This is a genomic window from Pseudomonas sp. PF05, from assembly GCF_056521845.1.
Genome location: NZ_JBWLPW010000024.1, coordinates 42316 through 68778, shown reverse-complemented (window position 1 = coordinate 68778; position 26463 = coordinate 42316). Strand labels below are relative to the sequence as shown.

22 protein-coding genes and 1 pseudogene are annotated in these 26463 nt (G+C 62.1%); 8 read left to right on the top strand and 15 right to left on the bottom strand.

All coding sequences use genetic code 11. The features are described from left to right. Positions 1–1270 (bottom strand): annotated as a pseudogene (locus tag AC09SL_RS27225) (type IV secretion protein Rhs); the annotation flags it as partial. 134 nt (positions 1271–1404) lie between these two features. After that, the gene (locus AC09SL_RS27220; RefSeq protein ID WP_058544900.1) at positions 1405–1863 is read right to left on the bottom strand and encodes a GNAT family N-acetyltransferase; all 459 of its coding nucleotides are present in this window, start codon (positions 1861–1863) and stop codon (positions 1405–1407) included. 324 nt (positions 1864–2187) lie between these two features. Here AC09SL_RS27220 and AC09SL_RS27215 point away from each other — a divergent pair, with 324 nt between their 5' ends. The 6 genes from AC09SL_RS27215 (at position 2188) to AC09SL_RS27190 (ending at position 8101) form a co-directional block, all read left to right on the top strand. After that, positions 2188–2811 (top strand): CDP-alcohol phosphatidyltransferase family protein, encoded by a 624-nt coding sequence (locus AC09SL_RS27215; protein WP_058544901.1) that lies wholly within the window; start codon positions 2188–2190, stop codon positions 2809–2811. An 11-nt stretch (positions 2812–2822) separates the two neighbouring features. Continuing rightward, entirely contained in the window at positions 2823–4607 is a 1785-nt protein-coding gene (locus AC09SL_RS27210) for a bifunctional alpha/beta hydrolase/class I SAM-dependent methyltransferase (protein ID WP_064107112.1), read from the top strand. Then, a complete protein-coding gene (locus AC09SL_RS27205; RefSeq protein ID WP_058544903.1) occupies positions 4607–5950 on the top strand; it encodes a phosphatase PAP2/dual specificity phosphatase family protein in 1344 nt (447 codons plus the stop codon). Before AC09SL_RS27210 ends, AC09SL_RS27205 begins: the two co-directional genes overlap by 1 nt. Beyond that, positions 5940–6395, top strand: coding sequence for a hypothetical protein (locus AC09SL_RS27200; RefSeq protein WP_058544904.1), 456 nt, complete (start codon positions 5940–5942; stop codon positions 6393–6395). The genes AC09SL_RS27205 and AC09SL_RS27200 overlap by 11 nt, the downstream gene beginning before the upstream one ends. Before the next feature lie 151 nt (positions 6396–6546). Beyond that, positions 6547–7167, top strand: coding sequence for a lysophospholipid acyltransferase family protein (locus tag AC09SL_RS27195; RefSeq protein ID WP_058544905.1), 621 nt, complete (start codon positions 6547–6549; stop codon positions 7165–7167). Position 7168: 1 nt separating this feature from the next. Next, on the top strand, positions 7169–8101 hold the full coding sequence (locus AC09SL_RS27190; protein WP_013694302.1) for a phosphatidate cytidylyltransferase: 933 nt from the start codon (positions 7169–7171) through the stop codon (positions 8099–8101). A gap of 203 nt (positions 8102–8304) precedes the next feature. Here AC09SL_RS27190 and AC09SL_RS27185 read toward each other — a convergent pair whose 3' ends face one another. The 13 genes from AC09SL_RS27185 to AC09SL_RS27125 form a co-directional block, all read right to left on the bottom strand. Then, on the bottom strand, positions 8305–9462 hold the full coding sequence (locus AC09SL_RS27185; RefSeq protein WP_058544906.1) for a glutathionylspermidine synthase family protein: 1158 nt from the start codon (positions 9460–9462) through the stop codon (positions 8305–8307). Positions 9463–9474: 12 nt separating this feature from the next. Further along, on the bottom strand, positions 9475–10176 hold the full coding sequence (locus AC09SL_RS27180) for a DUF1190 domain-containing protein (RefSeq protein ID WP_024778385.1): 702 nt from the start codon (positions 10174–10176) through the stop codon (positions 9475–9477). A 19-nt stretch (positions 10177–10195) separates the two neighbouring features. Then, entirely contained in the window at positions 10196–10624 is a 429-nt protein-coding gene (locus AC09SL_RS27175) for a DUF350 domain-containing protein (protein ID WP_024778384.1), read from the bottom strand. Between the two features lie 15 nt (positions 10625–10639). After that, on the bottom strand, positions 10640–11302 hold the full coding sequence (locus tag AC09SL_RS27170; RefSeq protein WP_058544907.1) for a DUF2491 family protein: 663 nt from the start codon (positions 11300–11302) through the stop codon (positions 10640–10642). Then, positions 11289–12323: an ion channel gene (locus AC09SL_RS27165; RefSeq protein ID WP_058544908.1), complete on the bottom strand. Its 1035-nt coding sequence runs from the start codon at positions 12321–12323 to the stop codon at positions 11289–11291. The genes AC09SL_RS27170 and AC09SL_RS27165 overlap by 14 nt, the downstream gene beginning before the upstream one ends. Before the next feature lie 466 nt (positions 12324–12789). Next, entirely contained in the window at positions 12790–13488 is a 699-nt protein-coding gene (locus tag AC09SL_RS27160) for a PspA/IM30 family protein (RefSeq protein WP_058544909.1), read from the bottom strand. Between the two features lie 22 nt (positions 13489–13510). After that, positions 13511–14092 carry a YjfI family protein gene (locus AC09SL_RS27155; protein ID WP_116641237.1) on the bottom strand — a complete coding sequence of 194 codons (582 nt, stop codon included), beginning with the start codon at positions 14090–14092 and terminating at the stop codon, positions 13511–13513. Positions 14093–14454: 362 nt separating this feature from the next. Continuing rightward, positions 14455–15294 carry a YfaP family protein gene (locus AC09SL_RS27150; protein ID WP_058544911.1) on the bottom strand — a complete coding sequence of 280 codons (840 nt, stop codon included), beginning with the start codon at positions 15292–15294 and terminating at the stop codon, positions 14455–14457. Between the two features lie 3 nt (positions 15295–15297). After that, the gene (locus AC09SL_RS27145; RefSeq protein WP_058544912.1) at positions 15298–16917 is read right to left on the bottom strand and encodes a DUF2300 domain-containing protein; all 1620 of its coding nucleotides are present in this window, start codon (positions 16915–16917) and stop codon (positions 15298–15300) included. A gap of 1 nt (position 16918) precedes the next feature. After that, a complete protein-coding gene (locus AC09SL_RS27140) occupies positions 16919–21487 on the bottom strand; it encodes an alpha-2-macroglobulin family protein (RefSeq protein WP_081264535.1) in 4569 nt (1522 codons plus the stop codon). After that, positions 21484–22143 carry a DUF1175 domain-containing protein gene (locus AC09SL_RS27135; RefSeq protein WP_058544914.1) on the bottom strand — a complete coding sequence of 220 codons (660 nt, stop codon included), beginning with the start codon at positions 22141–22143 and terminating at the stop codon, positions 21484–21486. The genes AC09SL_RS27140 and AC09SL_RS27135 overlap by 4 nt, the downstream gene beginning before the upstream one ends. Then, positions 22128–23837: a DUF2138 domain-containing protein gene (locus AC09SL_RS27130; RefSeq protein WP_058544915.1), complete on the bottom strand. Its 1710-nt coding sequence runs from the start codon at positions 23835–23837 to the stop codon at positions 22128–22130. Before AC09SL_RS27130 ends, AC09SL_RS27135 begins: the two co-directional genes overlap by 16 nt. 30 nt (positions 23838–23867) lie before the next feature. Next, on the bottom strand, positions 23868–24656 hold the full coding sequence (locus tag AC09SL_RS27125; protein ID WP_058544916.1) for a YfaP family protein: 789 nt from the start codon (positions 24654–24656) through the stop codon (positions 23868–23870). Positions 24657–25277: 621 nt separating this feature from the next. On the opposite strand from AC09SL_RS27125, the gene AC09SL_RS27120 reads away from it, so the two are divergent. Together AC09SL_RS27120 and AC09SL_RS27115 are read left to right on the top strand one after the other, a co-directional pair. Next, positions 25278–25520 (top strand): exodeoxyribonuclease VII small subunit, encoded by a 243-nt coding sequence (locus AC09SL_RS27120; RefSeq protein ID WP_003185917.1) that lies wholly within the window; start codon positions 25278–25280, stop codon positions 25518–25520. Continuing rightward, positions 25517–26404 (top strand): polyprenyl synthetase family protein, encoded by an 888-nt coding sequence (locus tag AC09SL_RS27115; protein ID WP_058546821.1) that lies wholly within the window; start codon positions 25517–25519, stop codon positions 26402–26404. Before AC09SL_RS27120 ends, AC09SL_RS27115 begins: the two co-directional genes overlap by 4 nt. Positions 26405–26463 lie beyond the last annotated feature (59 nt).

Sequence of the window (26463 nt, the reverse complement as noted above, 5' to 3'; positions counted from 1 at the left end):
GGGCGTCGTCGTGGGGTTCGTGTTCACTCAGGCGGGTAGAAGACTGGGATTTTTCCCGCGCCACGGCGGCTGGATTACTGACGGACAACGGTGCTGCGTGTTCAGGAGTGATGTGCAAAGGTCCGACAGGCGTCGGTTTTAAGGGTGCGCGCTGGCTGACCACCAACGGTTTGAGCACATCTGCATGCTGATTGAGCCGGTCGGGGGCGAGTTGGCCCAATCTCAGGCTCGACGCCAGCAACCACGCCCGGGCCCGCTCCGAGCTGACCCGGCCCAGCACGTTTCCGCTCATGCGCAGCCCCAGGCCCAGCCCCCCGGTCAAACGCATCAGCAGGAAATTGATCAGCACCGAGGCGCGCAGCTCTCCGACAACTTCGGCCGCGTACTGAGGCGGCAACATTCGTACCCAACTGGTGAACGCGGCCACGTGGACGAAGAGCAACGGCTCGTCACTCAACACCATCAGCCCTTTGGCAATCGCCTCGGAGGACGCCTTCAGCAGTTGCTCAAGCTCAGCCTGGGTCAGGTACTCCAACAGCTTTTCGCTGTTGGCCTGCAGATCCGCCAACAGCCCGAAAACCTGTTTAACGTCGTCCCACAGCTGATGCAGGGCATTTTTGAAGCCGCGCAAATCAGCCTGCTGCAACACGCCGTAGCGTTCGAGAAACCCGGCGTCGGAAAACTCCTTCCACAGCGGTTGAAACTGCTCCCACTCCGCTTTCAGCCAGCCCTCAAGTTCGTCGATCACGCCTTGGTAAGACGCATACAACGCCTTGACGTGATCGGCCGTTACTTGGGGGAAAAAGGTGATCCGATAGCGCTGGCCCCGCCAACACTCACCGACTTCCAAGATACCGCTGGGGCCGATCACGTGATGGATCGGCTCACCGAACGTTTCCTGCCCCGGCGCGCCACCGGTGACCGGTTCCAGCATCACCGGCGTGTCGCCAATCGGCACGAAGCGCGCCGCCTGGAACATGTGCACCAGCGTCAGCGGCCCCTCCGCCGGGCACGCCACCACCGTGGCGCTGATGGGTTTATCCAGGTTTTTCGGTGCCGCCAAGGACACCTCGTTGCCGACCTTGAATACTTGCTCAAGATCCAACGCCCAACCGGCCCAGAAGCTTTCAGCCCAGGCGTCGTAGTCATTCAGGCAGGTTCGAAAGTCCTGGAAAACCGCTTCGACATCCGGCTGTTCGGGGTCCATGGCCGCCACCACCAGCAAGCCGATGGCGTTGTTCAGGGCCAGGAGTTTGTCGAGGGCATACATGCAGGAATCTCGGTGCGGGGACGAACGCGAGACTCTGCCGGGGATGACGAGGGAATTAAGTCAGGGGAAGGGGACGAAGGATGTAGGGCGATTCGCTAAATTTTAAACGCTTGGCGTGGGAGCCCCATCGATGACTATAAACACCGCGCCATCAGCCACTGCTCTTCCCCCCAAGCCTCAAAGCGCTCCAACACCTCCCAACCCAGCTTGACGTAATAATCACGTCGACCGTGGGTGTGCAGGAACAAGGTGATGATTCCAGCCTCCTGCGCATGGCTGCAGATGCCTTCGATCAACTGCGCCGCAAGCCCTCTGCGTCGAGCCTCCGGGGTGATGAACACACATGCCAGCCACGGGCCCAGCTCTGGCCGGTCAGGCAGGTCGTGGCTGGCCAGTGAAGCGCCGCCGAGCAACTGGTCGTGTTCCATGGCGATCAGGCACTTCCAGCGGCCATCATGCTGCCCCGCAGCGAACTCCTGCTGCCAACTGGCGAGCGATTGCTCGGCAAATTCATAACTGAACTCGCGATGGAGCCACTCGGCCATCTGGTCGCATTTGTCCATGTGGTTAGCGAGCCAATCCATTTGCAGCATTTGAACACTCCTTGTTTATTTCTCTGGGTGGAAAAGCTGAAGATCTATTTGTTTGCCGTATCGCCATCGCGAGCAAGCTCGCACAGGAGTTTCGTCGTTTGATCCTTTGATTGAAACCTCATCGACTGCTCTTATGGCATCACGACGTCTATTCGTTGAGACACAAAGCCCGCTCCCACATTGGCCATTTTTTTGCGCAGGTCATTTCATTTCAGATGCCTACCCGCGCGCATTCTCGAGAAATACCCGCCTGCAACCCTTCAACCTATCGTAATCTCGCACCTGTACAAGCCCAGCCCCGCAACCGGCCGAGACCTCATCCCGATGCCCTCCATCTACCAACTCAAGCCCGCCTTTCAAAACCTGCTGCGCCCCATGGTTCAACGCCTCTACAACAACGGCATCACCGCCAACCAGGTCACGGTGCTCGCAGGCCTCGTTTCAGTCTTGGTCGGCGCCATCATCGCCTGGTTCGCCAGCCATCCGTGGGTCTTCGTCCTGGTGCCGATCTGGATGATCCTGCGCATGGCGTTGAATGCCGTGGACGGCATGTTGGCGCGGGAGTTTGGTCAGCAATCGCATCTGGGCGCCTACCTCAATGAGCTATGCGATATCATCGCCGACGTTGCCCTGATCCTGCCTTTTGCCCTGTTTGCCGATACCAGTCTGTTGCTCGTGTTGTTGGTCACGCTGTTGGCGTTGTTCAGCGAATACGCCGGCGTGCTCGGGGCGATGGTGGGGGCTTCGCGGCGGTATGACGGGCCGATGGGAAAGAGTGATCGCGCCTTTGTGTTGGGCGTGTTGGCGACCGGCATTGCCCTGGGTTGGCTCGGGGCGCTGTGGGTCGATGGTGTGATGGCGGTGGTTGCCGCCCTGCTGGTTTATACCTTGGTCAATCGGGTCCGTCATGGCCTGAGCCAAGTGAAGGAAAACGCTCCCTCAGCATAAAGGAACTTGCAATGCGTGAAGCCCAGGAACTGACGTTCACCACCTTTGACGGCGTGGAATTGTTCTACCGGCACTGGCCGGCTGTCGAAGCGGCGGCGGGTGAACCCCGCCAGGCGGTGTTGTTGTTTCATCGTGGTCATGAACACTCCGGACGCATTGCGCACCTGGTGGATGAACTGGACCTGCCCGGGTTCGACTTCTTTGCCTGGGACGCGCGCGGCCATGGCCAGTCGCCTGGCGAACGGGGCGAACGGGGCGAACGGGGCGAACGGGGCGACAGCCCGAGCTTTGCCACCAGTGCGCGGGATGTACAGACCTTCTGCGATCACATCGGCGCGGCGCATCAGATCGATGAGGCGAACATCGCCGTAGTCGCACAAAGCGTCGGCGCGGTGATCGCGTCCACCTGGGTCCACGACTACGCGCCGCGCATTCGCTCGCTGGTGCTGGCGTCGCCGGCGTTCAAGGTCAAGCTCTACGTGCCGTTCGCCCGCCCGGGCCTGGCACTGATGCGCAAGTTCCGCGGCAATTTCTTCGTCAACAGTTACGTCAAGGCGAAATTCCTCAGCCATGACCGGGAGCGCGTGGCGTCCTACGACAGCGATCCGTTGATCACCAAGGCCATTTCGGTGAATGTGCTGCTGGGCCTGTACGAAGCCGCCGACCGCGTGGTGGCCGATGCCCAGGCGATCCAGGTGCCGACGCAGTTGCTGATCTCCGGCTCGGACTTTGTCGTGCATCGCAAACCCCAGGAGCAGTTCTTCGAGCGCCTGGGCAGCCTGCATAAGGAGAAGCACATCCTGCCGGGGTTCTTCCACGACACCCTCGGCGAGAAGAACCGCGCGCCGGCCATCGCCAGTGCCCGCCGCTTCATCCTGCAGAACTTTGCCCGACCGCTGGACCGCCCTTGCCTGCTGGACGCCGACCGCCTGGGCGCGACCTGCGCCGAAGCCGAAACCTTGGCCACGCCGCTGCCGCACAATTCGTTGCGCGACCTCTACTGGCGCATGACCCGCGCCAGCATGCGCTTTGGCAGCAAGTTGTCGGCCGGGGTGAAGCTGGGCTTCGACACCGGGTTCGACTCCGGCAGTACCCTGGATTACGTCTACCGCAACCGCCCCACCGGCACCTCGGCGCTGGGCAGGATGATCGACCAGAATTACCTGAACTCCATCGGCTGGCGCGGCATTCGCCAACGCAAGTTGCATGTCGAGGAGTTGCTGCGCCTGGCGATGGCCGAGTTGCGCGCACAGGACCGCGAGGTGCGCATCGTCGACATCGCCGCCGGCCATGGCCGCTACATTCTCGAAGCGCTGCAAGGCGTCAGCCCGTTGCCCGAGTCGATCCTGCTGCGCGACTACAGCGACATCAACGTGCGCGACGGCAGTGCGCTGATCGCGGAAAAAGGCCTGGGAGATATCGCCCGATTCGTCAAAGGCGATGCCTTCGACCGCCAGGATCTGGCGGCGCTGGAGCCGAAACCAACCCTCGCCGTGGTGTCGGGCCTGTACGAGCTGTTTGCCGATAACCAACTGGTCGGTGGTTCCCTCGCCGGCCTGGCCGAAGCCGTGGAGCCTGGCGGTTTCCTGGTCTACACCGGCCAGCCGTGGCACCCGCAACTGGAACTGATCGCCCGCGCCCTCACCAGCCACCGCGCCGGGCAAGCCTGGGTGATGCGTCGACGCACCCAGGCGGAGATGGATCAATTGGTTGAGGCGGCGGGCTTTCGCAAGATCACCCTGCGGGTCGATGAATGGGGTATTTTCAGCGTTTCGCTGGCCCAGCGAGTGCAGTAATGAGCGCCGTCATCGCCCCGGCCCGCGAGCCCGCACTGCTGAAACCGGCAGTGCTGTGGCTGCTGTTGCTGGCGCCGCTGTTCTTCACCACCTATGGTTTTGCCACTTGGGTCACGTCCCAGCGTGACGACGTGGGCACGCTGGTGTTCGCCTGGGAAAGCCACATGCCGTTCATGGCCTGGACCATCGTGCCTTACTGGTCGATCGATCTGCTGTACGGCCTGTCCTTGCTGTTGCCCACCAGCCGCGAAGAACTCAAGCGCCACGCCTTGCGCCTGCTCACGGCCCAGGCAATTGCGGTCAGTTGCTTTTTGCTCTGGCCGTTGCGCTTCACTTTCCCCCGGCCGGAAATGGATGGGGTGTTCGGTTGGTTGTTCGAGGTGCTGGCGGGGTTCGACAAGCCGTTCAACCAGGCGCCGTCGCTGCACATCGCGTTGCTGGTGGTGCTGTGGGTCTGTTATCAGCGGCATCTGCAGGGCTTCTGGCGCTGGGTGATGCACGGTTGGTTCGCGTTGATCGGCGTGTCGGTGCTGACCACTTATCAACATCACTTCATTGACCTGCCCACGGGCGCGCTGGCCGGTTGGCTGTGTGTCTGGTTGTGGCCGCAGGATCGACCGAGTCCGCTGCTGAGTGCGCGGCTGGCGACGGATCCTGCCCGCCGGCGCTTGGCCTTGCGTTATGGCTTGGGCGCGGCGGCGCTGTTTATCCCGGCGTTTGCCTTGGGCGGTGCGTGGCTCTGGCTGATCTGGCCGGCGGTCGCGGTGCTCATGGTGGCGTTGAATTACCTGCTGTTGGGTGCCGACGGTTTCCAGAAGCGTGCCGATGGCCGCTTGAGTCCGGCGGCGCGCTGGTTGCTGGCGCCTTACCTCGCGGCGGCGTGGATCAATTCGCGCGGCTGGACGCGCAAGCATCCGCAGCCGGACCAGATAGCGGAGAACGTCTGGCTGGGGCGCATTCCCACGCCGATGGAGCTCAAGGACAGTGCATTTACCGGAGTGCTCGACCTCTGCGCAGAACTGTCCATGGACAGCACGGGCGTTGCCTATCGCTCATTGCCAGTGCTCGACCTGACCGCTCCGACCGCCGAGCAATGCCTGAAAGCGGCAGAGGCCATCGAAAGCCTGCGCCAGCATGGGCCGGTGCTGGTCTGCTGCGCCCTGGGTTATTCGCGCAGCGCCACGGCGGTGGTTGCCTGGTTGTTGCACAGTGGGCGGGCAGCGAGCGTTGATGCGGCGATCGTGCAAATCCAGCGCGCTCGACCGCGTATCGTCTTGCACGCGGCGCACCGTCGTGCGTTGGAGCAATTATCCACAGCACAGGGGAATGTCCATGATCACTGATATGGAGCTCCACACCGTGGCGAGCCTGTTGCGCCGGGGGCATTCGCTGGACCAGTTTTCCACCGGGCTGACGCTGCTGGCAGCGCTGGTAGGACTGGGCCAATGGCTGGTGGGCGTCATCGATCCGTGGTTGCTGCTGTTGAGTGCCGCACTGATCGTCCTCGGCGTGCTGGAAAAATACTGGGCGCTGCGCGTGGCATTCGATGCCGATCTGTTCCAGCGCATGGCTGACAGCACCCAATCCCTGGCCGAACGCACCTACACCTTGGACCAAGCCCTCACCTCGCTGGGCCTGCAACCGGCCGCACGTGCAGGGCGTCTGTGGACCGAACGCCGGCACGGCGCGTTGCTGCTGCTGCGCCGGCAATCGCGGTTGCTGGCCGCACAAGTTGTCTTGACGCTGGGCTTCATCCTGGCCAGTCCCTGGCTAGCTTCAGGTATGTAGGAGCTGGCGAAGCCTGCGATCTTTTGATCTTGATCTTTTGCTCTCGACTCAATGGGCTGTGGAAAGATCGCAGCCTCGCTTCGCTCGACAGCTCCTACAGGGCCCAGTCTCGCCACAGTTACGCTTATGTTTCTCAGGACAAGGAATCCTCATGTTCGAACCCGTGGTCGCCAACCTCATCACCTCCGCCGCCCGCATGGTCACGGGCGCCCGCAGCCTGTGGCTCGGCTGCGCGCCGACGCCGGTGCAACGAATCTACTTCGCCAACCACAGCAGCCACGGTGACTTCGTGTTGCTCTGGGCCTCGCTGCCGCCGGCACTGCGCAAGCTCACCCGCCCGGTGGCGGGAGCCGATTATTGGCAAACCAGCCCGGTACGGCGCTACATCATCAACCGGGTGTTCAACGGCGTGCTGGTGGACCGCGAGCGCAAGGACCCTTCCTACAATCCATTGCAGCCGATGCTCGATGCGCTGGAAAACGGCGACTCACTGATCATCTTCCCGGAAGGCACACGCAATCCGGAAGAAGGCCTGTTGCCCTTCAAGAGCGGGATCTATCACTTGATGAAAAAACACCCTGAGGTGGAGGTGATCCCGGTGTGGATCGCCAACCTCAACCGCGTCATGCCCAAGGGCCGGGTCCTGCCGCTGCCACTGTTATGCACCACCAGTTTCGGCGCGCCGCTGTGCATCGAAGAAGGTGAAAGCAAAGAGCAATTTCTTGAACGCAGCCGCGCCGCACTGCTGGCACTGGCCCCGGAGCACGTCTGACATGGATCGATATACCCTGATGTTATTTGGCGGGATCGGCGCGATTCTGGTGCTGGCTTCGTTGATTGGTTTCATTCTCAGGCTGCGGACCAAAGGCGCGCCGAACTCCGTCATCGACAACCTCAATGCGCGGATCAATGCCTGGTGGATCATGGTGCTGGTGATCGGCATCGCGTTCTGGCTTGGCAACGCGGCGGTGATCCTGTTGTTCTACGCCGTGTCGTTCTACGCCCTGCGCGAGTTCCTGACCCTGACACCGACCCGGCGCAGTGATTATCCAGCCCTGGTGGCCGCGTTCTACCTGGCGCTGCCACTGCAATACCTGTTGATCTACTACGACTGGTACGGGCTGTTTTCGATCTTCATCCCGGTGTACGTGTTCCTGCTGCTGCCGATCCTCGCGTCCCTGGGCGGCGACAGCACGCACTTCCTGGAGCGCGCCTCCAAGGTCCAGTGGGGCTTGATGATCGCAGTGTTCTGCATCTCCTTCGTCCCGGCGCTGCTGACGCTGGACATCGCCGGTTTCGAAGGGCGCAACCTGTTGCTGATCGCCTACCTGGTGATCGTGGTGCAGCTGTCGGATGTGTTGCAATACGTCTGCGGCAAGCTGTTCGGCAAACACAAGATCGCGCCGAACCTATCGCCCTCCAAAACCGTGGAGGGGTTTGCCGGCGGCATTTTCCTGGCCTCGCTGATCGGTGGCGCGCTGTGGTGGATCACCCCGTTCAATCCCTGGCAGTCATTCCTCATCGCCTTGCTGATCAACCTGCTGGGCTTTGCCGGCGGCATCGTCATGTCAGCGATCAAGCGCGACCGCGGCGTCAAGGACTGGGGCCACATGATCGAAGGCCATGGCGGCATGCTCGACCGGTTGGATTCGGTGTGCTTCGCCGCGCCGATCTTCTTTCATTTGGTGCGGTACTGGTGGACCTGAAAAAGCCTGTGACGAACACCTAAACCTGTGGGAGCGAGCTTGCTGCCGCAGGGCCGTAGGAGCTGTCGAGTGCAACGAGGCTGCGATCTTTCCCCAGACACTTGAGTCTCGAGCGAAAGATCAAAAGATCGTCCGAACGCGGCCCGAGCCTTCGGCAGCTCCTACAGTCCAGCCCAGCGGGAGCAAGCTCCCTCGCCACGGTATTAATCGAGGATCAGGTGCGGCAGAAACCGGCTGGAATCCTTGGTGATCAGGCTGTTGTCTTCCCGCACGCCGATGCCGGCGGCCTGGTCGCCGATGACCCAGGAGCCGATCAGCGTGTAGCTGTCGTCGAACTTCGGTAACGGCGCGAATTCCTGGAGGATGAACGGCGCGTCGGTGTACGGGCCGTCTTCCTTCACGATCAGGCCATCAGCGGTTTGCAGCTCGATGTTGGCACCTTCCCGGGAAAAGAACGGCTTGCGCACCCAGCCCTTGGGCACCGCTTTGCTCGTGTCGGTATCCAGGTGGGCCGCGAGCAGGTTCGGGTGGCCTTTGTTGAATTCCCACAGCAGCGGCAGGATGCCTTTGTTGGAGATGATCGACTTCCAGGCCGGCTCGAAAAACTGCGTATCGCATTGGGCAATCGCGGCGCCAAACGGCTCGTGGAAGATGAACTCCCAGGCATGCAGCTTGAACAGGTGGGGAATCCAGCGCTCTTGCAGGTCGACAAAACGCCCGTCACTGTTGAGGCCGATGTCTTCGACATCGATGTGTCGCGATTCAATGCCGACTTTTTCCGCGATCAGGCGCAAGTAGTCCGTGGTGCCCTTGTCTTCCACCGAGCCTTTCATCGAGGCGAAATAAAACGGCTCCTTGAGCTGCAACTGGGCAAAGGCCTGGTGCAGCTTGGTGTCGATGCTGTTGAACTGGTCGGCATGAGCCGGCAACAAACCACGTTCGATGCATTGCTCCAGCCAGCCCCACTGGAACGCCGCCGCCTCGTAGAGGCTGGTCGGCGTGTCGTAGTTGAGCTCCAACAGCTTGGCGGGGCCGCTGCCGTTGTAGGAGAAATCCATGCGCCCATACAGGTGCGGGTGGCCTTCGAGCCATGAAGTGCGCACCAGGTCGAAGAACGGCGCGGGAATGCTCAGGCGTTCCAGCAACTCTTCGCTCTGGACCACGCGGGCCACGAGGTCCATGCACATTTCATGGATCTCGGTGGTCGGGTCTTCCAGGTCGTCCTCGATCTGCTTGAGGGTGAACTGGTAGTACGCGCTTTCGTCCCAATAGGGTGCGTCGTCGATGGTGTGGAACAAAAAGCCGAGCTGCTCGGCGGTCTGTTTCCAATCATGACGTTCTGCGCAATGGATCTTCTTCATGGCCCTCGTTCCTCAGCCGCCAAAGCTGCTCGAACCGCCCCAACCGCTGCGGGCGCTGGACTTGCTGCCGAAGCCACCGCGAGACGTGGAGGATGCGACGGACATCGGCTTGCTGGTCTTGATCGAGTCGGTATAGCTGCCGTACCGCGCCTGGTTGGACTTGGTGAAGGTCGAGCCTCGGGAAACCCGCTGGCTGAGCGTCGAAGACCCGAAGTTGCCGCGATCATCGCGGTAACGGTAGACCGGCTCGGAGTAATAGCTGTTGCGGTTGCCGCTCAACATGTTGCCGATCAGCATGCCGGTCAGCAGGTTGCCGAAGCCTGAACCACCGACGTTCGCTTCCGAAGCCGGCAATTGGGCCCGGGCGGCGTCGACCTGGGATTGCGTGACTTCGCCATCGGCGCTCAGTTCGAAACCACCCAGCTTGGGAATGAACTGGCCGGATGAGTCCTGCTGGCACCAGTCGGGGACGAAGTCGGCATCGCAATCGGCCTGGCTGACGTAGGTCGGCGCGATGCGGCGATGCTCGGCCATGGCGGTCATGTAGGCGTCGGCGCAAATATCCACCGGCAGCTTTTCATCGACACATTGCTGGACGGACTGGAAGTTGTACTTCTTCTGCAACTTGTAGGTTTTTTCCGTTGGCCCACAGCCGGATATCGCCAGGGCGACCGACGCGGCCAGCGAAAGCTGGACGTACTTGCTTCGTTTCATCAGGTTCTCCGTGGCGCAATCAGTTCGAGGAAGGCGTCATGCACGCGGCGTTCAACATGCCGACGCTGATGGCCACGGCGGCGATGTAGATACCCGCGGCGATTTCACCGTTCTTGATGCGTGCCGAAGCCCCCTTGAGCACCAGGCTGGTGACCAGGAACGCCAGCAACTGGACGACAGCGGCGATCACTGCCCAGACGACGAAGTCCAGCATGTTGATCGAGTAGGCGATCACGTTGCTGGCCGGAATGGCGAAACCGATGACGGCGCCGCCCAGGGCAATGGCCGCGGCCACGTTGCCGGAGCGGATCAGTTCGAATTCCTTGTGCGGCGTGACGCGGGTGTAGATGAACTGGAACAGCGCGAACAGCACGGCGGCGCCGAGGATGTACAAGACAAAGCCGAGCACGGCGGCTTTGTTCAGAGAAATGGAGAGCGCTTCAAGCATGGATTTCTTCCTTATTCAAAGAGTGTTCAGGTCAGTGGTGTACAGCGAAATACCCAGCGAAGTGCTCAGGGCGACGCAGCCTTCGGCATCCTCTTCGATGGAGAACAGCAGGAATTCCCGGCGATCCGTCAGGCCGATGTCGCGGGAATACAACATCGAATGATGTACCCTAATATAGGACTCGTCTGAACCGCCTACGCTCTCGCTAAACGCCACCAGCTCTGTCTGGCCAGCCTCGGTGCCCCATTCGCGGGTGTACTCGACGCCGTCGTAGGTGTACGTCGGCAGGCCAATCAGGCTTTCGGGGCCGGCGAGGCGGCGCAACTCCTCGTCTGTGTCGATCCCGACGAAGCTGAGGTAATTGAACAGGATCACCGACTCGACCTGACCGTAGACGTCGCCTCTGGTGTGCACTTGCAGCCAGTAGTCTTGGTCGTTCATGTAATAGCGCAACAGCCAGTTCGACTGCCAGAGGTCGATGATGCCCAGGACCCATATCTGTTGATTGCCTGGGACGACCACGGTGCTGTTGCCGTCGAACAACAACTTGAGCGTGGCATCGAACATGATTTGCTTGCCGGAGGCTAGGCCCAGGGGCCCGGTGGCAGACCAGAGATCGCCGGCTGTCGTGTTCGCGTTCGGGGTCTCAAGCCCCATCAACCGATTAAACCAACCCATGGGAAATTTCCTTGAGACGCGCGGAGGCGATGTAGAAGAGTTCTCCACCCACGACGCGGGTGGCGCCGGGCGGATTGATCGACGGCTGGCGAGCACCCTGGGCGCGGTAGCCGATCAGCGTAGCGTTGTGCTGCTCTTTCAGCCGGGCATAAAGCTCGCCGAACGTCGCTTCAAACGCCTCGGGTAGCTTCATCAGGTACTGGGTGGCACCCTGGCCGACGCAGAGCAATTCATTGATGACCACGGACGAACCCGGGTCCTGGGAGGCACGCACCAGCATTTCGATGGCCATGCTGGAGGTGCATTCCAGACTGGGGGCGTAGGCGCTGGCGAGGGCGGCGATTTCGCTGTCATTGAAATGCGCGACCACATGCCCGGCAGGCCCCAATTGATTGACCGCCAGCACGGTGGCCAGGGTCAGGTCGTCGGAATGGGTTCTCACCAGCACGCGTTCGGCGCCAGGCACGCCGGCACGCTGCAACAGCGCGACGGAGGACAGGCTGTCGCCCTTGATGAACGACGTCTTGCCGGGCATGGGGTTTTCTTCGAGATCGCAGTCGCAGATGACGATCAGGTTGTCATTGGAGGTTTCGTCCTGCAGCAGCAATTCGATGACCCGCTCGCTGGAGGCGCCCTCCCAGCCGATAAGAACCGTGTGGCCGACGTTGCCGGTGAAATCGCCTTTGCCCTTCATGCCTTTTCTCCATACATCGATGACGCTGCTGGTGGTTTTGCCGATGACCGTCGTCAACAGGGCAATGCCCCCGAGCATGATCCAGGTCGCCACGAAAATTCGCCCGGCGGATGTCTGTGGCAACAGATCGCCATAGCCGACGGTGAGCGTGGTGGTGAGATAGAAGTAGATAAACGTGGCGGCGGCGATGAGGTGTTGCTCGCCCAGCAGCACCAGGCCGATCCAGGCCGTGGCCAGGTGCACGCCCACCGCAATGGCCAGGCCCGCCCAGCCGAACCGATGAAAGAAGGACGCAGCGAACGTACGCAACAAAAGAAAAATCGACATTTCGTCCCTGACTCCGTGGGGCTTTGTTCCTGGCGAGGTTATCGCACTGACGTCTGACGGCTCGAGCATAGTGGCCGGACAGCATTAAACATGCTGCGCGGCTTGGATAAAAGTACCTCCACCACAATTAAATCCGTCGAGTGCCGGACACGACCGTGGCAAGGAAACTGCGTAAGAGCCGTGTAGGACCCGTGCAAGAGCTATATACGAGCTATATGCGAGCTGTATAGGAGCTGTGTAGGAGCTGTGTAGGAGCTGTCGAGTGCAACGAGGCTGCGATCTTTCCAAAGACACTTGAATCTCAAGCGAAAGATCAAAAGATCAAAAGATCAAAAGATCAAAAGATCAAAAGATCAAAAGATCAAAAGATCAAAAGATCAAAAGATCAAAAGATCGCAGGCTTCGCCAGCTCCTACAAAGTCCAGCGAGCAAGTCCCTCGCTACAGGTTTGCTGTGCGCGAACCGATTACTCAGCCGATTTTTTCTTCAGGCGTTCCAGGATCGCATTGGCGCTGCCTTCGTTCGGCGTGATGCCGGCATCGCGCAGCTTGCGCTCCAGGTCGGAGCCGGTCGAAGCCTCGGCCAGTTCGTCCTGGGCTTGCAATTCAGCGGCCCGTTGCTGTTGCTTGGCCTGCAGGCGGTTGAGCGTACCGACGGCGGTTTCCAACTTGCCATTGGCGCCGCCGCTGGCGATCGAGGCACTGACCTGGGCCTTCTGCACGCTTTCACGGGCCTTGGCCATGTCCACTTGCTGACGCAGGCTTTTGATCCGGCTTTCGGCCTTGGTGATGTCTTTGCGCATGTTGTCCGCATAACCACCGAATTCGGTCGCGTGCTTTTGCTCGGCGTCCAGTTCGTTGGTCAGGGTCGAAATGGCTTCGGCCACTTCCAGCGCCAGGTCTTCGCGGTTGGCCTGGATCGCGGCCAGGGCCTTGGCTTCCAGGTCCTTGATCTTGGCCTTGTACTCGCCGACGCGATCAGTCGCCAACTTGTGCTTGGCCATGATGGTGACCAGTTCACGCTTGGCGTTGGCCAGCGCGCTGTCGGCATCGCGGATTTCCTGGTCAAGGATGCGCAGGGCCTGTTGGTCGACGATCGATTCGCCGACTTCGCTGGCACCGCCACGCAGTGCGGTGAACAACTTGCTCCAGATGGACTGAGTCATTGGATGGTTCCTATTCGGCGAATTAAATGAAAAAGCGTTCGAAGGCTTCGCTGGCGCGCTGGACGTTGTCGACGAGGGTTTTGACCTCGGTGACGACGTTGGTCAGGCTGGAGTCGGAGCTCAACGCACCGAACATGTTGTAGACGACCTGTCCGTTGGGCATGGTCTCGATGCCGATGGACGACAGCGGGAACATTTCCCGGCTGCGCAACACGGCATCGTTGAAGGCCGCCACGTCGTTGATCGACTCGACGTCCACCAGGACGGTATCGACAATGATCTGGTCACCGACCACCGCGATGTAGATCGGCAAGCCACCGAAGTCGTTCATTTCCAGCTTGATGCTGGACTCGGAGCCTTGAACGAGGGAAAGGGTGATGTCGCTCGCGACCACTTCGTCCAGGGCCTGAAGGGCGCTGTAGAGGCGATCGATGTTCCAGTTGTTACCTGCGCTCATGTATTCCTCCAACATGAATGAGCCAGCCAGAATCGGTTGGCGTAGCTTTTTCTCCATTTGCTTGAGCAGGCTTCGGTTTTCGGGAAGCACCCAAGTCTCGTGTTTCACATACCCGGCGGCACTCAGGCCCGCGCGCATCTGCTTCATGTAGAAGCTCGACGGTTTTTTCGCGGAGGGTTTGGCGCGCTCTCCCGTGCGGCTCGCTGAATCGGTCACAGACCCGTCAGGCGGATCTGATGGAGAGCTGGTTGACATGGTACTGACCCCACTGTGAAAAACTCACGCGTGAGAAACACTACAGGTAGTTTTCAAACCTCACAATAGCTCACGCGTGAGTTTTTTTGTCACAAATACCCCCACAGAACACACGCCCGAACCCGTAGGAGCTGCCGAGCGCAACGAGGCTGCGATCTTTCCCCCAACACTTGAATCTCAAGCGAAAGATCAAAAGATCAAAAGATCGCAGCCTTCGGCAGCTCCTACACAAGTCCAGCGGGAACAAGGATTGCCTACGGATAGCTGAAGCTTTTGACCAACGTAAGCTCGCCCACCGCCCGCATCGGCACGACGAAGGTTTCCATCTTCTCGTTCGGGGTACCTTCTTCGGTGATCACGGTGACCTGTGCGGTGGTCAGGGCTTGTTGCGCTTGTTCTCCACCGTCCTCGCTGTCTTCCTGATAGCGATAACCGCCGCCGTAGTAGTTCACATACACCAGGTACTGGCCTTTGATCGGCGCGGGCATGGCGAAGATTTCCGGGCCGTAGCCGGTGGTGACGTCGACGTCGAGGGCGCCGCCGTTGGCGACGGCGCGGTCGCCGTACCAGATGTGGCCGCCGTCCGGGGTGACGAGGTGCAGGTCCAGGTCGGTGCCGTCGCTGTCCCAGGTCAACAGTACCCGCAGCTTGGCCGGTGTGGCGCCGCCGCTGGTGTTGAGAAATTGCGTGCGGTGGCGCTGCTGCCCATCGGCGCTGCGCACTTCAACGCTGTTGCTGCCGTTGGGGAACGAGAACGGCCGATCGAAGCGGCCTTCCCCATCGAGCTTGAGCGGCAGGCTGACGCCGTTAACGATCAACTGGCCGGGCGCGTTGCTGTCCTTGGGCGCACCTTTGATCTGGCCGCTGATGCGAGCGGTGTCGGCCTGGCCCGGAGGCGTGTTGACCGACGAGGCCGGGTAGTTGACGGTCTGGCTGAAACGTTCGCCCTCACCGCCCGGCGCACCGCTGCGCCAGCCGCCGACCGGTGTATCGAGCTTGAGAGTGTCGAGCTTGATGGAGTCAGCGGCCATCGCCGGTGGCAACGCGGTCAAGGCGCAGAGCAACAGCAAGACCTGTGGATAACGGAGTGTCATGGTCTATTCCAGCAAGAGGTGACGGGCGAGCCCTTCGATATAGGTTTCGTCCTGGCCGTTGGGATGAGCTTCGAAGGCCAGGTGCAGATATTCATGCGTCAGGTCGAGACGATCCTGCAGTGACAGCACGCCGCGCACGTAGATGCGCTGGCGCTCGCGGTCGACATAAGGCCGGCCAAAGGCGACGCGGCAGACGGCGAAAGCGCTGATTTCGTTGTAGCCCACTTCACTTTCCAGCCGCTCACGCCAGCCCCGGCGCTGCTTCAGCAGCCAGTCCTGGGCGGCCGGCAGCGCTTCGCAGGATGCCACCGGGTTGTCCCAGCGGCTGAGGCTGGCACGCGGGTAGGCATGCAGCAGGATGGCGTCGTAGCGTTGACCGGCGTTGGCTTGCTCCACCGCTTGTGCCCAGGACAGTTTGTCCGGGCCGGGCTGGTCGGAGTGATAGGTGACATCGGTGCCGGCCAGGACCAGGTCGCTGGTCCAGGCGGCGATGGCGCGGGTTTCGGGCACCGCCGGGCGTGGCGCGACACGCTGGCGATGGCTGCTGTCGTCGATGCTCAGGCAATCACCATTGCGCTGGGCGTTTTGCAGCAGGTAGGTGCGGGCCGCCACGGCCAAGGCCTTGGCGGCTTCAACGGGCTCGGCCTTGGCTTCGCGTTGCAAGACCCGGGCGACGTACTCTTCCCGGTCCAGGCGCGCCACCAGCTTGCCAGGCATGAGGAACAGCTCGCCGTCGCTGTGGATATCCAGCTGGTTACCGTTGGTGAACTCGACGCGATAGTCGCCGCGCAACTGGCCTGGGGTAGCCGGCCGGTCGCCCGCCATTACCCGTTGCCAGGGATAACGGGCGAACAGGCCGACTTCCACGCAACGCCCGGTTTCCGCCGGCCAGCGTGACGGTAATGCTGCAGCCAACCCTTGGCCGTAGACCTTCAAGACCTGCTGGCTGGTGCCACGGCCACCGGCCCATACCGGGGTGCCATCGGCCAGCCAACCGGCGAAACCGCCCTGTCGCGATGAAGGCCCCTGGTCACCCAGCCAGCTCCAGGTCTTGACCCGCAGGCGACTGCCCAACTCGCCGACCAATCGCCCATCCGCCGCATTGAGCACTACATCCAGCAACACCCTACGAGCCTGGTCCTGGGCCGGCAACGTGACCAGGGCTTTGAGCAACTGCGCGACGGGCACTTGCGTCTGGGGTTGCAAGGTCGATAGGTCCAACAACCAGGCCGGCGCCTGACGGGCCTGCCAGTAATCGCGCCAGGTCGAGGCCGAGAGCCCGAGCCGCTGCGGCTCGAAATACAGGCCGCAGGACTTCACCAGCGCCTGGTCTCGACCGATGCTGCGCCCGGCGTTGCAGCAATAGACTTCTTCCTTGGACTCGCCGCGGCACTCATAGACCGGCTCGCGAGCGTCGGTGTCCACTAGCCAGGCGTATACAAACAGCTTCCACAGGCTGCCCAGTGGCGCCTGCAAAGCGTCAGGCAATGGTTGGCGATCCAGCACCTGGGTCTGGCTCACTTGCAGCAATTGACCGTCGAAGGCCAGGCGCAACGGCTCGTCCTGCGCTGTTGCCAGCGCAGGAATCAAGCACAACAGCCACCCAACCAACGGCCAACGCATATCAGTTGACCGTGACCTGACCGAGCGCCGGTTTCTGTTCCCGCGCCTGATGTTGCGGCGCGTAGACCTGGGTGAAGCGCACTGGCGGCAAGGTGAACTGGCCTTTCTGTGAGAAGCGCACCAAGTGCCGCAGGCGCAGCTCGCCACTGAGGGCGTCCACCGGTACTGCGTAGGCCATCTGGCCCGGCTCGAAGCGCGCTTTTTCCAACGACGTCGGCTCGCTGCCGGCCTTGCCCAGCAACTGGATGCCCCAGGTGGTGCGCTCCACATCGGCGCCCGGCGGCAGCGGCACTTCGAGCATGCCGTAGCGCAGCGGCGTCGGGGCCTTGCTGTTGATGATCACTTCGTCCAGGTAAAGGCTGTCGCTGGACAACGGTTTGTTGCCCACCGCTTCGAGCTTGAAGGTGAAGGCCTCGTCGCCCGGCACCAGGCGCGACAGGCGACGGGTGATGGACACGGCCATCGGTGCTACCGGCGGTTGCTGGCTCTGGAAGCTCAGTGCCGCTTGCAAAGGACGCTCCTGGGCGCCGGTCAGGGTCAGCATCGTTGGAAGCTGCGCGCCCTGCCACTGCCAGTAGGTTTCACCGGTCGCGCCCTGCCTGGCTGCCCAGCCTTCGCCCGGCGCCAAGGCCACGGCCGGCGCCGCCTGCTCGATGCTGCCCTGCAACCAGGTCAGGGCCAGGGCCCGTTCCAGGGTGGACTGCTGCGGCAGCACGCGCTCGAGCAAGGCGCTGGCGCGGGCCTGATCGAAGCTCTGCAACGACAACACCAAGGCCTCGACAAACGGCTGGGAGCTGAGCTCCAGTTGCTGTTGCGCCGCATCGGCTTGACGACTGAAGGCCGCCGGCAGCGGCACCTTGGCCTGTTTCGCCAGGGACGCGGTCAGGACACGGGCGCTGGCCAGGCCAAGGGCAGAGTCCGGCGCGTACATGACCAGGCTGTCTTCGCCGCTGTCCAGCACGCTCTCGGCAGTGTCCTCACTGGCCTTGGACAGGTCGTCCATCAGGCCGCTGAGCAAGGTGTTCACCGGCAGTTGCATCTGCTTGGCGAACGACAGGATCAGCGCACGCTGCAGCAGCGGCGTATCACCGGCCTGCTTGGCGTAGACCTCCAGCACCCGCTGCCAGTGCTCCGGCGGCAGGCTCAGGTCCAGGGCCTTGCTGGCGTGCCAGTCGGCGTAATAGGCATAGGCGGTGAGGAAGGCATCCGGCTCACCGTCCTGACCCCACCAGGTGAAGCTCGCCGACGGTCCGGCCATCTGCACCAGGCGCAAGCGGCTGTTTTGCATGATCAGCCGCAAGCGGTCGCGAATCTGCGGGTTCGACGCCAGGGTCGGATAGGCAATGCTCAACGGCAACAGACGGCTGGCGGTCTGCTCGACGCCGCCGTACGGGTAGCTCAACAGGTCATCCAGGGCGGAACGGAACAACGCTTGCGGGCTGTCATCCAGGCGCAGGCGAATATCGCTGGCGTCGGCCGGCAGGGTCAGCGGAGTGTCGCCGCTTGTCACATCAAGGCGCTGGCTCTGGGTGACTTGCCAGCCGTTGCCGCTGGCGTTCAAGCGCATGGCCAGGGCGTCCTGGGTTTCGCCATTGACCTGCAACTGGACGTTCAAGTCACCGCTGCTCAGGTCCATGGTCGGCAGCGGCACGTAGTTGATGCCGTTTTTCAGGTCCGCCACCACGCGCTGTTCAGCACCGGCGTAACGGATCAGCAGCTCGGCCTTCAGTGGTTTTTCCGATTGGCTGAACGCGAACAGGCCCAGTTGCGGCTTGTCGCCCATGCGGAAACGGGTCGGCCCGCTCCACTTCAGGTACAGCGGCTTTTGCGAGGCGATGAACTGCTTTTTCTGCCCCACCTGGCCATCGTCCGCAATCGCCTTGGCCGTGATGCGCCAGCGAGTCAGGGAATCCGGCATCTTGAAGGTGAAACGGGCCTTGCCGTTGGCGTCGGTGACCAGCTCCGGTTGCCAGGCAGCGGTGTCGACGTCTTCACGACGCGGCCGTTCCAGCACCTTGACCCCGCGTTCGCTGCGGTTGGCCTTGCCCGGCGCGCCGGGGCTGCCTGGCAGCGCCACGTCGTAGCTGATGAACGACAGGCTGGCACTGGTGCGCACGTTGTTGCGACGCGGGTGATAGAAGAACTGGTCGATGGTCGGCGCCACTTCCGGTTGCAGGGCGTAGATCATCTCATCCACCACACTGACGCTCAGGTGCGCCGGGATTGCCTTGCCGGCGAACTGGGTGCTCAGGTCCACGGTCACCGTGTCGCCCGGGCGGTAGGTGGCTTTGTCGGTGACGACGGCAACGTCGATCTGCGGCGTGACCACCTTGATACCGGCGTTCTGGAAGCTGTACTGGCCGCCCTTGGTGTACAGCACCGAGAAGGTCAGGTTTGGCGCGAAGTTATCCTTCACGACAATGCGCGCGCGGTATTGCGTGTCGCTGAGTTTTTCCATCTTCAGCCAGTCGCCGCCCTTGGACAGCAGCGCCGTGGCCTCGACCTTGTCCCGCTCAAGCGACAGCAGCGCATCGCTGACCGGTTCCGGGAAGGTGATCAGCGCCAGTGCTTCGTCACCGGTCTTGTATTCGGGCTTGTCGAAGACGATCTCGACAGTGCCCGGCACGGCCTTGATGCCTTCACCGGTCACTGCATGGGCGGCAGCGCCGATGACTCGGCCGTGGTCGTCCTTGAGCGTCAGGTTGTAAGTGCCCGGGCGCTCGAAGGTCAGGCTGAAGCCCTTGTCCTTGGCCGCCAGCTTGCCTTCGCCGGTGCTCTGGTCTTCCAGGCGCACCCAGGCGTAGCTGCCTGGCGTCACGGCTTTGGCTTGTTCGTTGCCGCCTTCGTTGGCATAGCTGAACGACACCTTCTGGCCGACGGCGCTGAAACGCTGGGGAGCGCTCAGGCGGAAATTCGCCGCGCCACGGTCGATGAGGATTTCCTTGGTGGTCTTGACCCGATACGCCGCGCCATCGCTGGCGAACACGGTGAGCGTGTAGCGGCTCGGCTTGTCGGCGGCCGGCAGGTCGAGGGTCGCATTGCCCTTGGCATCGGTGGTCACTTCGCTGCTGGTCAGCTCGACCGGGAATTGCCCCAGGTATTGCAGTTCGTTATCGACCATCGACAGTTGCTGGGCGCGCAGGCTCAGGCTGACCTTGGCGTTGGCCACCGGTTTGCCGTCCGGGTACAGCAGCACGAGGCTGCCCTTGACCGGCTCGCCGGTGCGGTAGTCCTGCTTGGCCAGGTTCAGGGCGATCTCGAAGTGCGGCTTGATGTATTCGGCCACGCGAAAGGCGCTGCTGTAGAGCTGGTCCTTGTAGCGCAAGCGCAGTTCATAGCCGCCGGCCACGGCGTTTTCCGGCAGTTGGAAACGGCCTTGGGTACCGGCCTTGGAGTCCAGCTTCAGGGCCAGGGTCTGCAGCGCGGTGCCGGTGGCGTCCAGCACGCTGACACTGACGTCGGCGGCGGTCGGTTGCACCGACTCACGGGCATTCTTGAACTCACGACCGACGATTTTCAGCGACACCCAATCCCCCGGCCGATACAGCGGCCGGTCGGTGAAGGCATAGAGCTTGGTGTCGTAGATTTCGCTGTCGTAGTAGAAGTTTTCCGAGACGAATACCCCGCCCTCCTCGTCTTCACCGATGACGAACGAACGCTCCGGGCTGACGTGCTTGAGGCGCAGCAGGCCGTCTTCATCGGTGGCACCGCTGCTCATCACGCCCAAACCGTCGGTCCACAGCACGTTGACCTTGGGCACCGAACGCCCTTCATGCTTGCGGGCGGCCCAGACCAGCAATTCATCGCCGGCAATCTTGCTCACCGCCACGGTGTTGGAGACGAAGACCATGGTGGTTGCGCGGTATTTGCCGATCAACGCTTCCACCAGGTACAGGCCGGGCTTCAACTGGCCCAGAGGGACATAGACGTTGCCTGGGGCGACGCTGACGAACTGACTGGACGAACCGGCCAGGTTGACGCCCGCGGGCGGCTGGATCGGCTTGGCCTGCCACAGCGGATAGCGGAACTGACTGACCACCGGCAAGCCGGGGATCAAGGCGAATTGCGCTGGAGCGTCGTACGGTGTCGGCGCGACCAGGGCGTTGCCAATCTTCAGTTCCGGCACTGCTTCGGTGACTTGCTGGCGGGACTCGTAGGAGAACGCCCGCTGCATCACTCGACGAGACTTGCGGTACCAGTTGTCCCACAGGTACGCGAGGGTGTTCGACAGGCCTTCTCCCTTGAACTGGCCGTCGCTGACCACGCGATGCAGGTTCTTCTGGCGCTTGAGGAAATCCAGCGGCTTGTCGATGCGATAGACACGGATATCGGCGCCGCCGTAGGGCTCCATGCGGAACCGACGGTAATCGCGGCCGGGCGCTTCGAGGCGGACCATGGCCTGCTCGTCGCTGGCAAAGCTGCTGTCGGCCAGCAGGAAGAAGCTTTCACCGGACACCGGCGTGTAGCCGCTGGGCTCCACCGTGTCTTCGGCGTTCACGACAGGTGCCAGCAACAAGGCAAACAGCAGGGGCAATTTTGAACACAAGCGCAGCATGCGGGCACCGGTCATTGGGAGAGAAAGTTGAGTCGATAGACGCCGATGAAGTTGGGGTTGGCTGCGTCGGGTATCCATCGGGTGTCCTTCCAGTTCATGAGTTGTTGCAGGCTTGCGGAACGCATGCCGTTGTCGGTAGGGGTTGTGGTGCCGGTGTGATAGGCGATGTAGCGGCCCATCCAGATCATCAGGTGCTGGTCATCGCCCTGGTCGAAGAACATCAGGTCGCCGGGACGGGCCTGGGCCACATCGCGGCCCACCAGGTGACTGTTGAACTGGATCAGCTTGATCGCGTTGACATAGGGCCCGACCTTGCCGCCGCCCTGCTGCCATTGCTGGGCGAGGCGCCGTTGCGCTTGGCTGAGCGGCAGTTCCGGCGGCAGGTAGCGATTGGACAGGCCATTGCTGCGTAGCCATTTTTCATCGTGGACCTTCAGCGCTTCGTTGGCGGCAAAGCGCACCAGCCCGGCGCAGTCCTGCTGATACCAGCGCGGGCTCGGGCCTTTGGTCAGTTGCTCCTGGGCAATGCGCACGAACCAGGCGCGAAAGACCTGGGATTGCTGCACGTCCAGCGCCGGCGCTTCGACGGCAAGCGCGGGCCCGCCGAGCAGCAAGGCCAGCAGCAGCGCCAGCGCGGTGTTGCGAACCCGTACTGTCACAGCGCTTTCCATTCCAGCGGCAACCACTGCCAATGGCCATCCGGTTCGCTGCCTTCGGGCAAGGTCAGGGCGTACTTGCCGTAGCCGCCAAGGGTGCGCAGTTTCGGGATCAGGTAGGTTTGCGCGGCGTTGTAGAACACCGGTTCCATGTCCTGGGGCAAGCTGTCGAGGGTTTCACGCTGCATCAGTTGCGCCATGGAGTCCGGGCCGAAGTAGACCGGCATCAGCAGGTCCTTGGGCACCACGTCGGCCATGGGTGGGAAACGTTTATCGAGGGTGCCGAGGGCCTTGTCCACCAACTTGTCATCGAGGGAGAACAGCAAGGTCGAACCGTGGCGTGCCAGGCTGACCCGCAGGAACGCCTTGCCGGTAATCGCATCGGGCTGCTCAGCTTCCTTGGCCAGGTAAGGGCCGAAACTGGAGCTGACCTGACGCTGCCACTGGTGCGTCGAGCCTGCTTGTTTCTCGACAACCGGGAATGCATGGTCGGCGACGTTGTTTTCATAGGCGCCCACCATCGAACCGAACAGGTTGCCCAAATCGGCGTCGAGCTTGCCGTCGTCTTCACTCAGGCTCGCCACCAGCAGCGGCGTGTACAGGCGCGAATCGGCGTACCAGCACAGGCCTGCGGCGCCGGCCACATGGTCGACCATGGCCTGGGCGGCTTTTTCGTCGGCACCAAGTTTTACCAGCAAGGGTTTGTGCTGCTCGGCGGCCAGGGGCAAGGCGACGCAGGCACTGGCGCCCATGGGCATGGCTTGCCAGATCGGCTTGAAGTCCAAGTCCGGCTGGTTTTCCAGCTCGTCCATCGCCAGGAAGCTGTGCCAGCCCTTGTCGTCCATGTCGAAACGCACGCCAGCGAAGTTGGGGATGAAACGCTGGTAACCCATGGCGAGCACGCTGGCGTTGACCGAGATACGTTGCTTGACCTCCGGCGCCTTGGGCGGCAGGCCAAAGGCTTCGGGGAACAGTTTTTCACCGGCCAGCAGCGCTTCGAGAGCCTGGGTCGAGACCATGCCGGCTTCATCGGTAGGGCCATTGCCTTTGTCGTAGAGCTTGGTCGGGTTGGACAGCACGACCAGCTTGTCGCCGTGGGAGGCGAAGACCAGGGATTTGCTGGCGTTATAGCTGAGCTGATATAGCGCGACTTCGTCGCCGCCCACCTTCAGGTCACCCAACTTGCTCAACTGGGTGTCGTCCATGGCGACTTTCGCCAACGGCTCCAAGACCTTGGCCAGGCCGCCGCGATCCATCACCAACAGGAAATCCTTGAGACGGCCATCGGCACCGCGCCACAGCGCGACATCGACCGGCTGGTCGAAAAGTGCTTCGATCAAGCTGTCCTGCAGCTTGAGGTCATGCTCGTAGATGATCCGGCGCAGGCTGCCGATCAACCCGAGACGGTCGGCATGGGCCTCGTAATAGAAGACGAAGTCCTCGGTGAGCGTGGCCTTGAGGAACGGCACCGCCAACAGGTCCTTGGGCAACTGGCTCAGGGAATGGGCCTCGAGCAAGCCGTCGGGACGGCTCAAGCCGAGTTTTTCCAACGCCAGCTCCATGGGTGGCGCCTTGGGCTTGTTCATGAACCAGCCCAACCCGGCGGCCACACCGGCTACCAGGCACAGCCCGATCAGTATCGCCGGCCAGCGGCGCACAGGTTTGGCGACAGGTGTCGGCGTGGTCGGGGAAGCAGTGTTGTCGCTCATATTCACAAGGGCCTGTTCATCCGTGGAGCGTTAGTAGTTGAAAGTCTTGACCAGCAACAGATCGCCAATGGCGCGCAGGGGCACGACAAATGTCTCGCGTTTTTCATCGACGGTGTTTTCGTTGAGCACCAGGTTGATCTGCGAGGTGATCACCTCGTTCTGGTTGCTGGTCTCATCGAAGTTGTAGCCGCCGCTGCCGTAGTTGCCCCAATAGTTCACGTAGACCAGGTAGGTACCGTGCATCGGCGCGGTCATGGTGAACATTTCAGGGCCCGGGCCATCGACGCCATCCGGGTCGAGACCACCGCCGTTGCTCAGCGCCGGCTGGCCGAAGAACGCATGTTGGCCGTCGGGCGTGACGATATGCAGGTCGAGCTCGGCCTTGGGGTCGTCCCAGCCCAGCACCACGCGGATCTGCGCCGGGGTGCGCAGGTGGTTGGCTTCATAGAATTGCACGCGCTTGAGGGACTGGCCTTCGGAGCTGCGCACCTCGACGCTGTTGGAGCCGGCGCCAAACGCATATGGCCGGGCGAAACGCCCCTCGTCGTCGGTGTAGAGATTCAGTGGATTGCCGTTGACCGCCAGGCTGTGGGGCTGGCGAGCCGTGCCCATGGCCTTGAGCCGGCCCTCGATCATCGTGCGGTTGCGCTGCACGCCCCGGTCGATGGGCGGCGTGGGATAGGCGACTTGCGGGTTTTCGGTGCGATCGAGCAAACCGCTGTAGCGCCAGCCGCCCACCGGCTCCGACATCTCGGCAGAAGGCTGCGCCCACGCCAACGGCGCGCCGAGCAACACAATCAATAAAGAAAGAAAACGCACGTATGCCTCCTGCCATGCATGACGCAACCCGGCGCCCTTCCTCGGCGCTGTTTGTCATTATTCGGGTTTCGTCTGAAGGCCCCGTCGCAAGGGGGCCGTAGATGGCGCGAAGGTTAGCGATTCGGCGGATTATTAACAATCAGGGAACGCGCGATTCTGTGTGGGAAATCACGTACTGAGGGGGGCGTGAGCCGAATAGAGGGTTTATTCGGCTCACCAGATGAGCCGAATACGGAAACTGACGTCACTTCTGACGAAACCCCGTGGCGAGGGAGCTTGCTCCCGTTCGACTGCGCCCTGTAGGAGCTGGCGAAGCCTGCGATCTTTTGATCTTTTGATCTTTTGATCTTTTGATCTTTCGCTTGAGATTCAAGTGTCTTTGGAAAGATCGCAGCCTCGTTGCACTCGACAGCTCCTACACAGCTCCTACACAGCTCCTACACTGCTCCTACACAGCTCCTACACAGCCCAGCGGGAGCAAGCTCCCTCGTCACGAAAGCCGATCGAGCGCCGCCTGTATCAGCTCACCCGTTGCGCTTCGATCTACCCCGCCCTGATTTGCCCGAACACCCCATGTCTGCTAGTGTCGCGCCGGTTTAACAGTCAACCGGAATAGCCGCCATGGCCCGCAAAAAAGCTGCACTGGATTTCGAACAATCTCTGGCCGACCTGCAAACGCTGGTCGAGCGCCTGGAGAACGGCGAATTGTCGCTGGAAGACTCGCTGACCGCCTTCGAGCAGGGTATCGGCTTGACTCGCGACTGCCAGGCGGCGCTGGCCCAGGCCGAGCAGAAGGTGCAATTGCTGCTCGAACGTGACGGTGAGCTGACCGAAGAGCCTTTCGACGCGGAACAGCCTGAATGATCGGCGCTTATCAGGCCAGCAGCCAGGCCCGGGTCAATGCTGCTCTGGATACCTTGTTCAGCGCCCCGAGCCCGGAACTGGCGCGCCTGTACGAAGCCATGCGCTACAGCGTGATGAACGGCGGCAAGCGTGTGCGGCCACTGTTGGCCTACGCGGCGTGCGAAGCCTTGGGCGGCCAGGCCGAGCAGGCCAACGGCGCTGCCTGTGCGGTGGAGTTGATCCACGCGTATTCGCTGGTGCACGACGACTTGCCGGCCATGGACGACGACGACCTGCGGCGCGGCCAGCCCACCACCCACAAGCAATTCGACGAAGCCTGCGCGATCCTGGCCGGCGACGGCCTGCAGAGCCTGGCCTTCAGCGCCCTGCTGGATCCGACCCTGAGCGATTGCCCGGCGCAGGTTCGCCTGGACATGGCCCGTGCCCTGGCGCTGGCGGCAGGCCCCGCCGGAATGGTCGGCGGCCAGGCCATCGACTTGGGTTCAGTGGGCCTGAAGCTGGACCAAGACGCCTTGGAATACATGCACCGGCACAAGACCGGCGCCTTGATCGAAGCCAGCGTCCAGCTCGGCGCCCTGGCCAGCGGCCGGGCCACGCCCGCCCAGTTGCAAGCCTTGCAGACCTACGCCCGAGCCATCGGCCTGGCGTTTCAGGTGCAGGACGACATCCTCGACGTCGAAAGCGATACCCAGACCCTGGGCAAACGCCAGGGCGCCGACATCGCGCGGGACAAGCCGACCTACCCGGCCCTGCTCGGCCTCGACGCCGCCAAGGCCTACGCCCTGGAGTTGCGCGACCAAGCCCTGGCCGCGCTGCGACCCTTTGACGCGGCGGCCGAGCCGTTGCGCGACTTGGCGCGTTATATCGTCGAACGACGCAGCTGATACAAGGTCAACCCATTCATAAGTGCGTATCGGCCAAGTTCCGGCCAACGCGTGGGCAG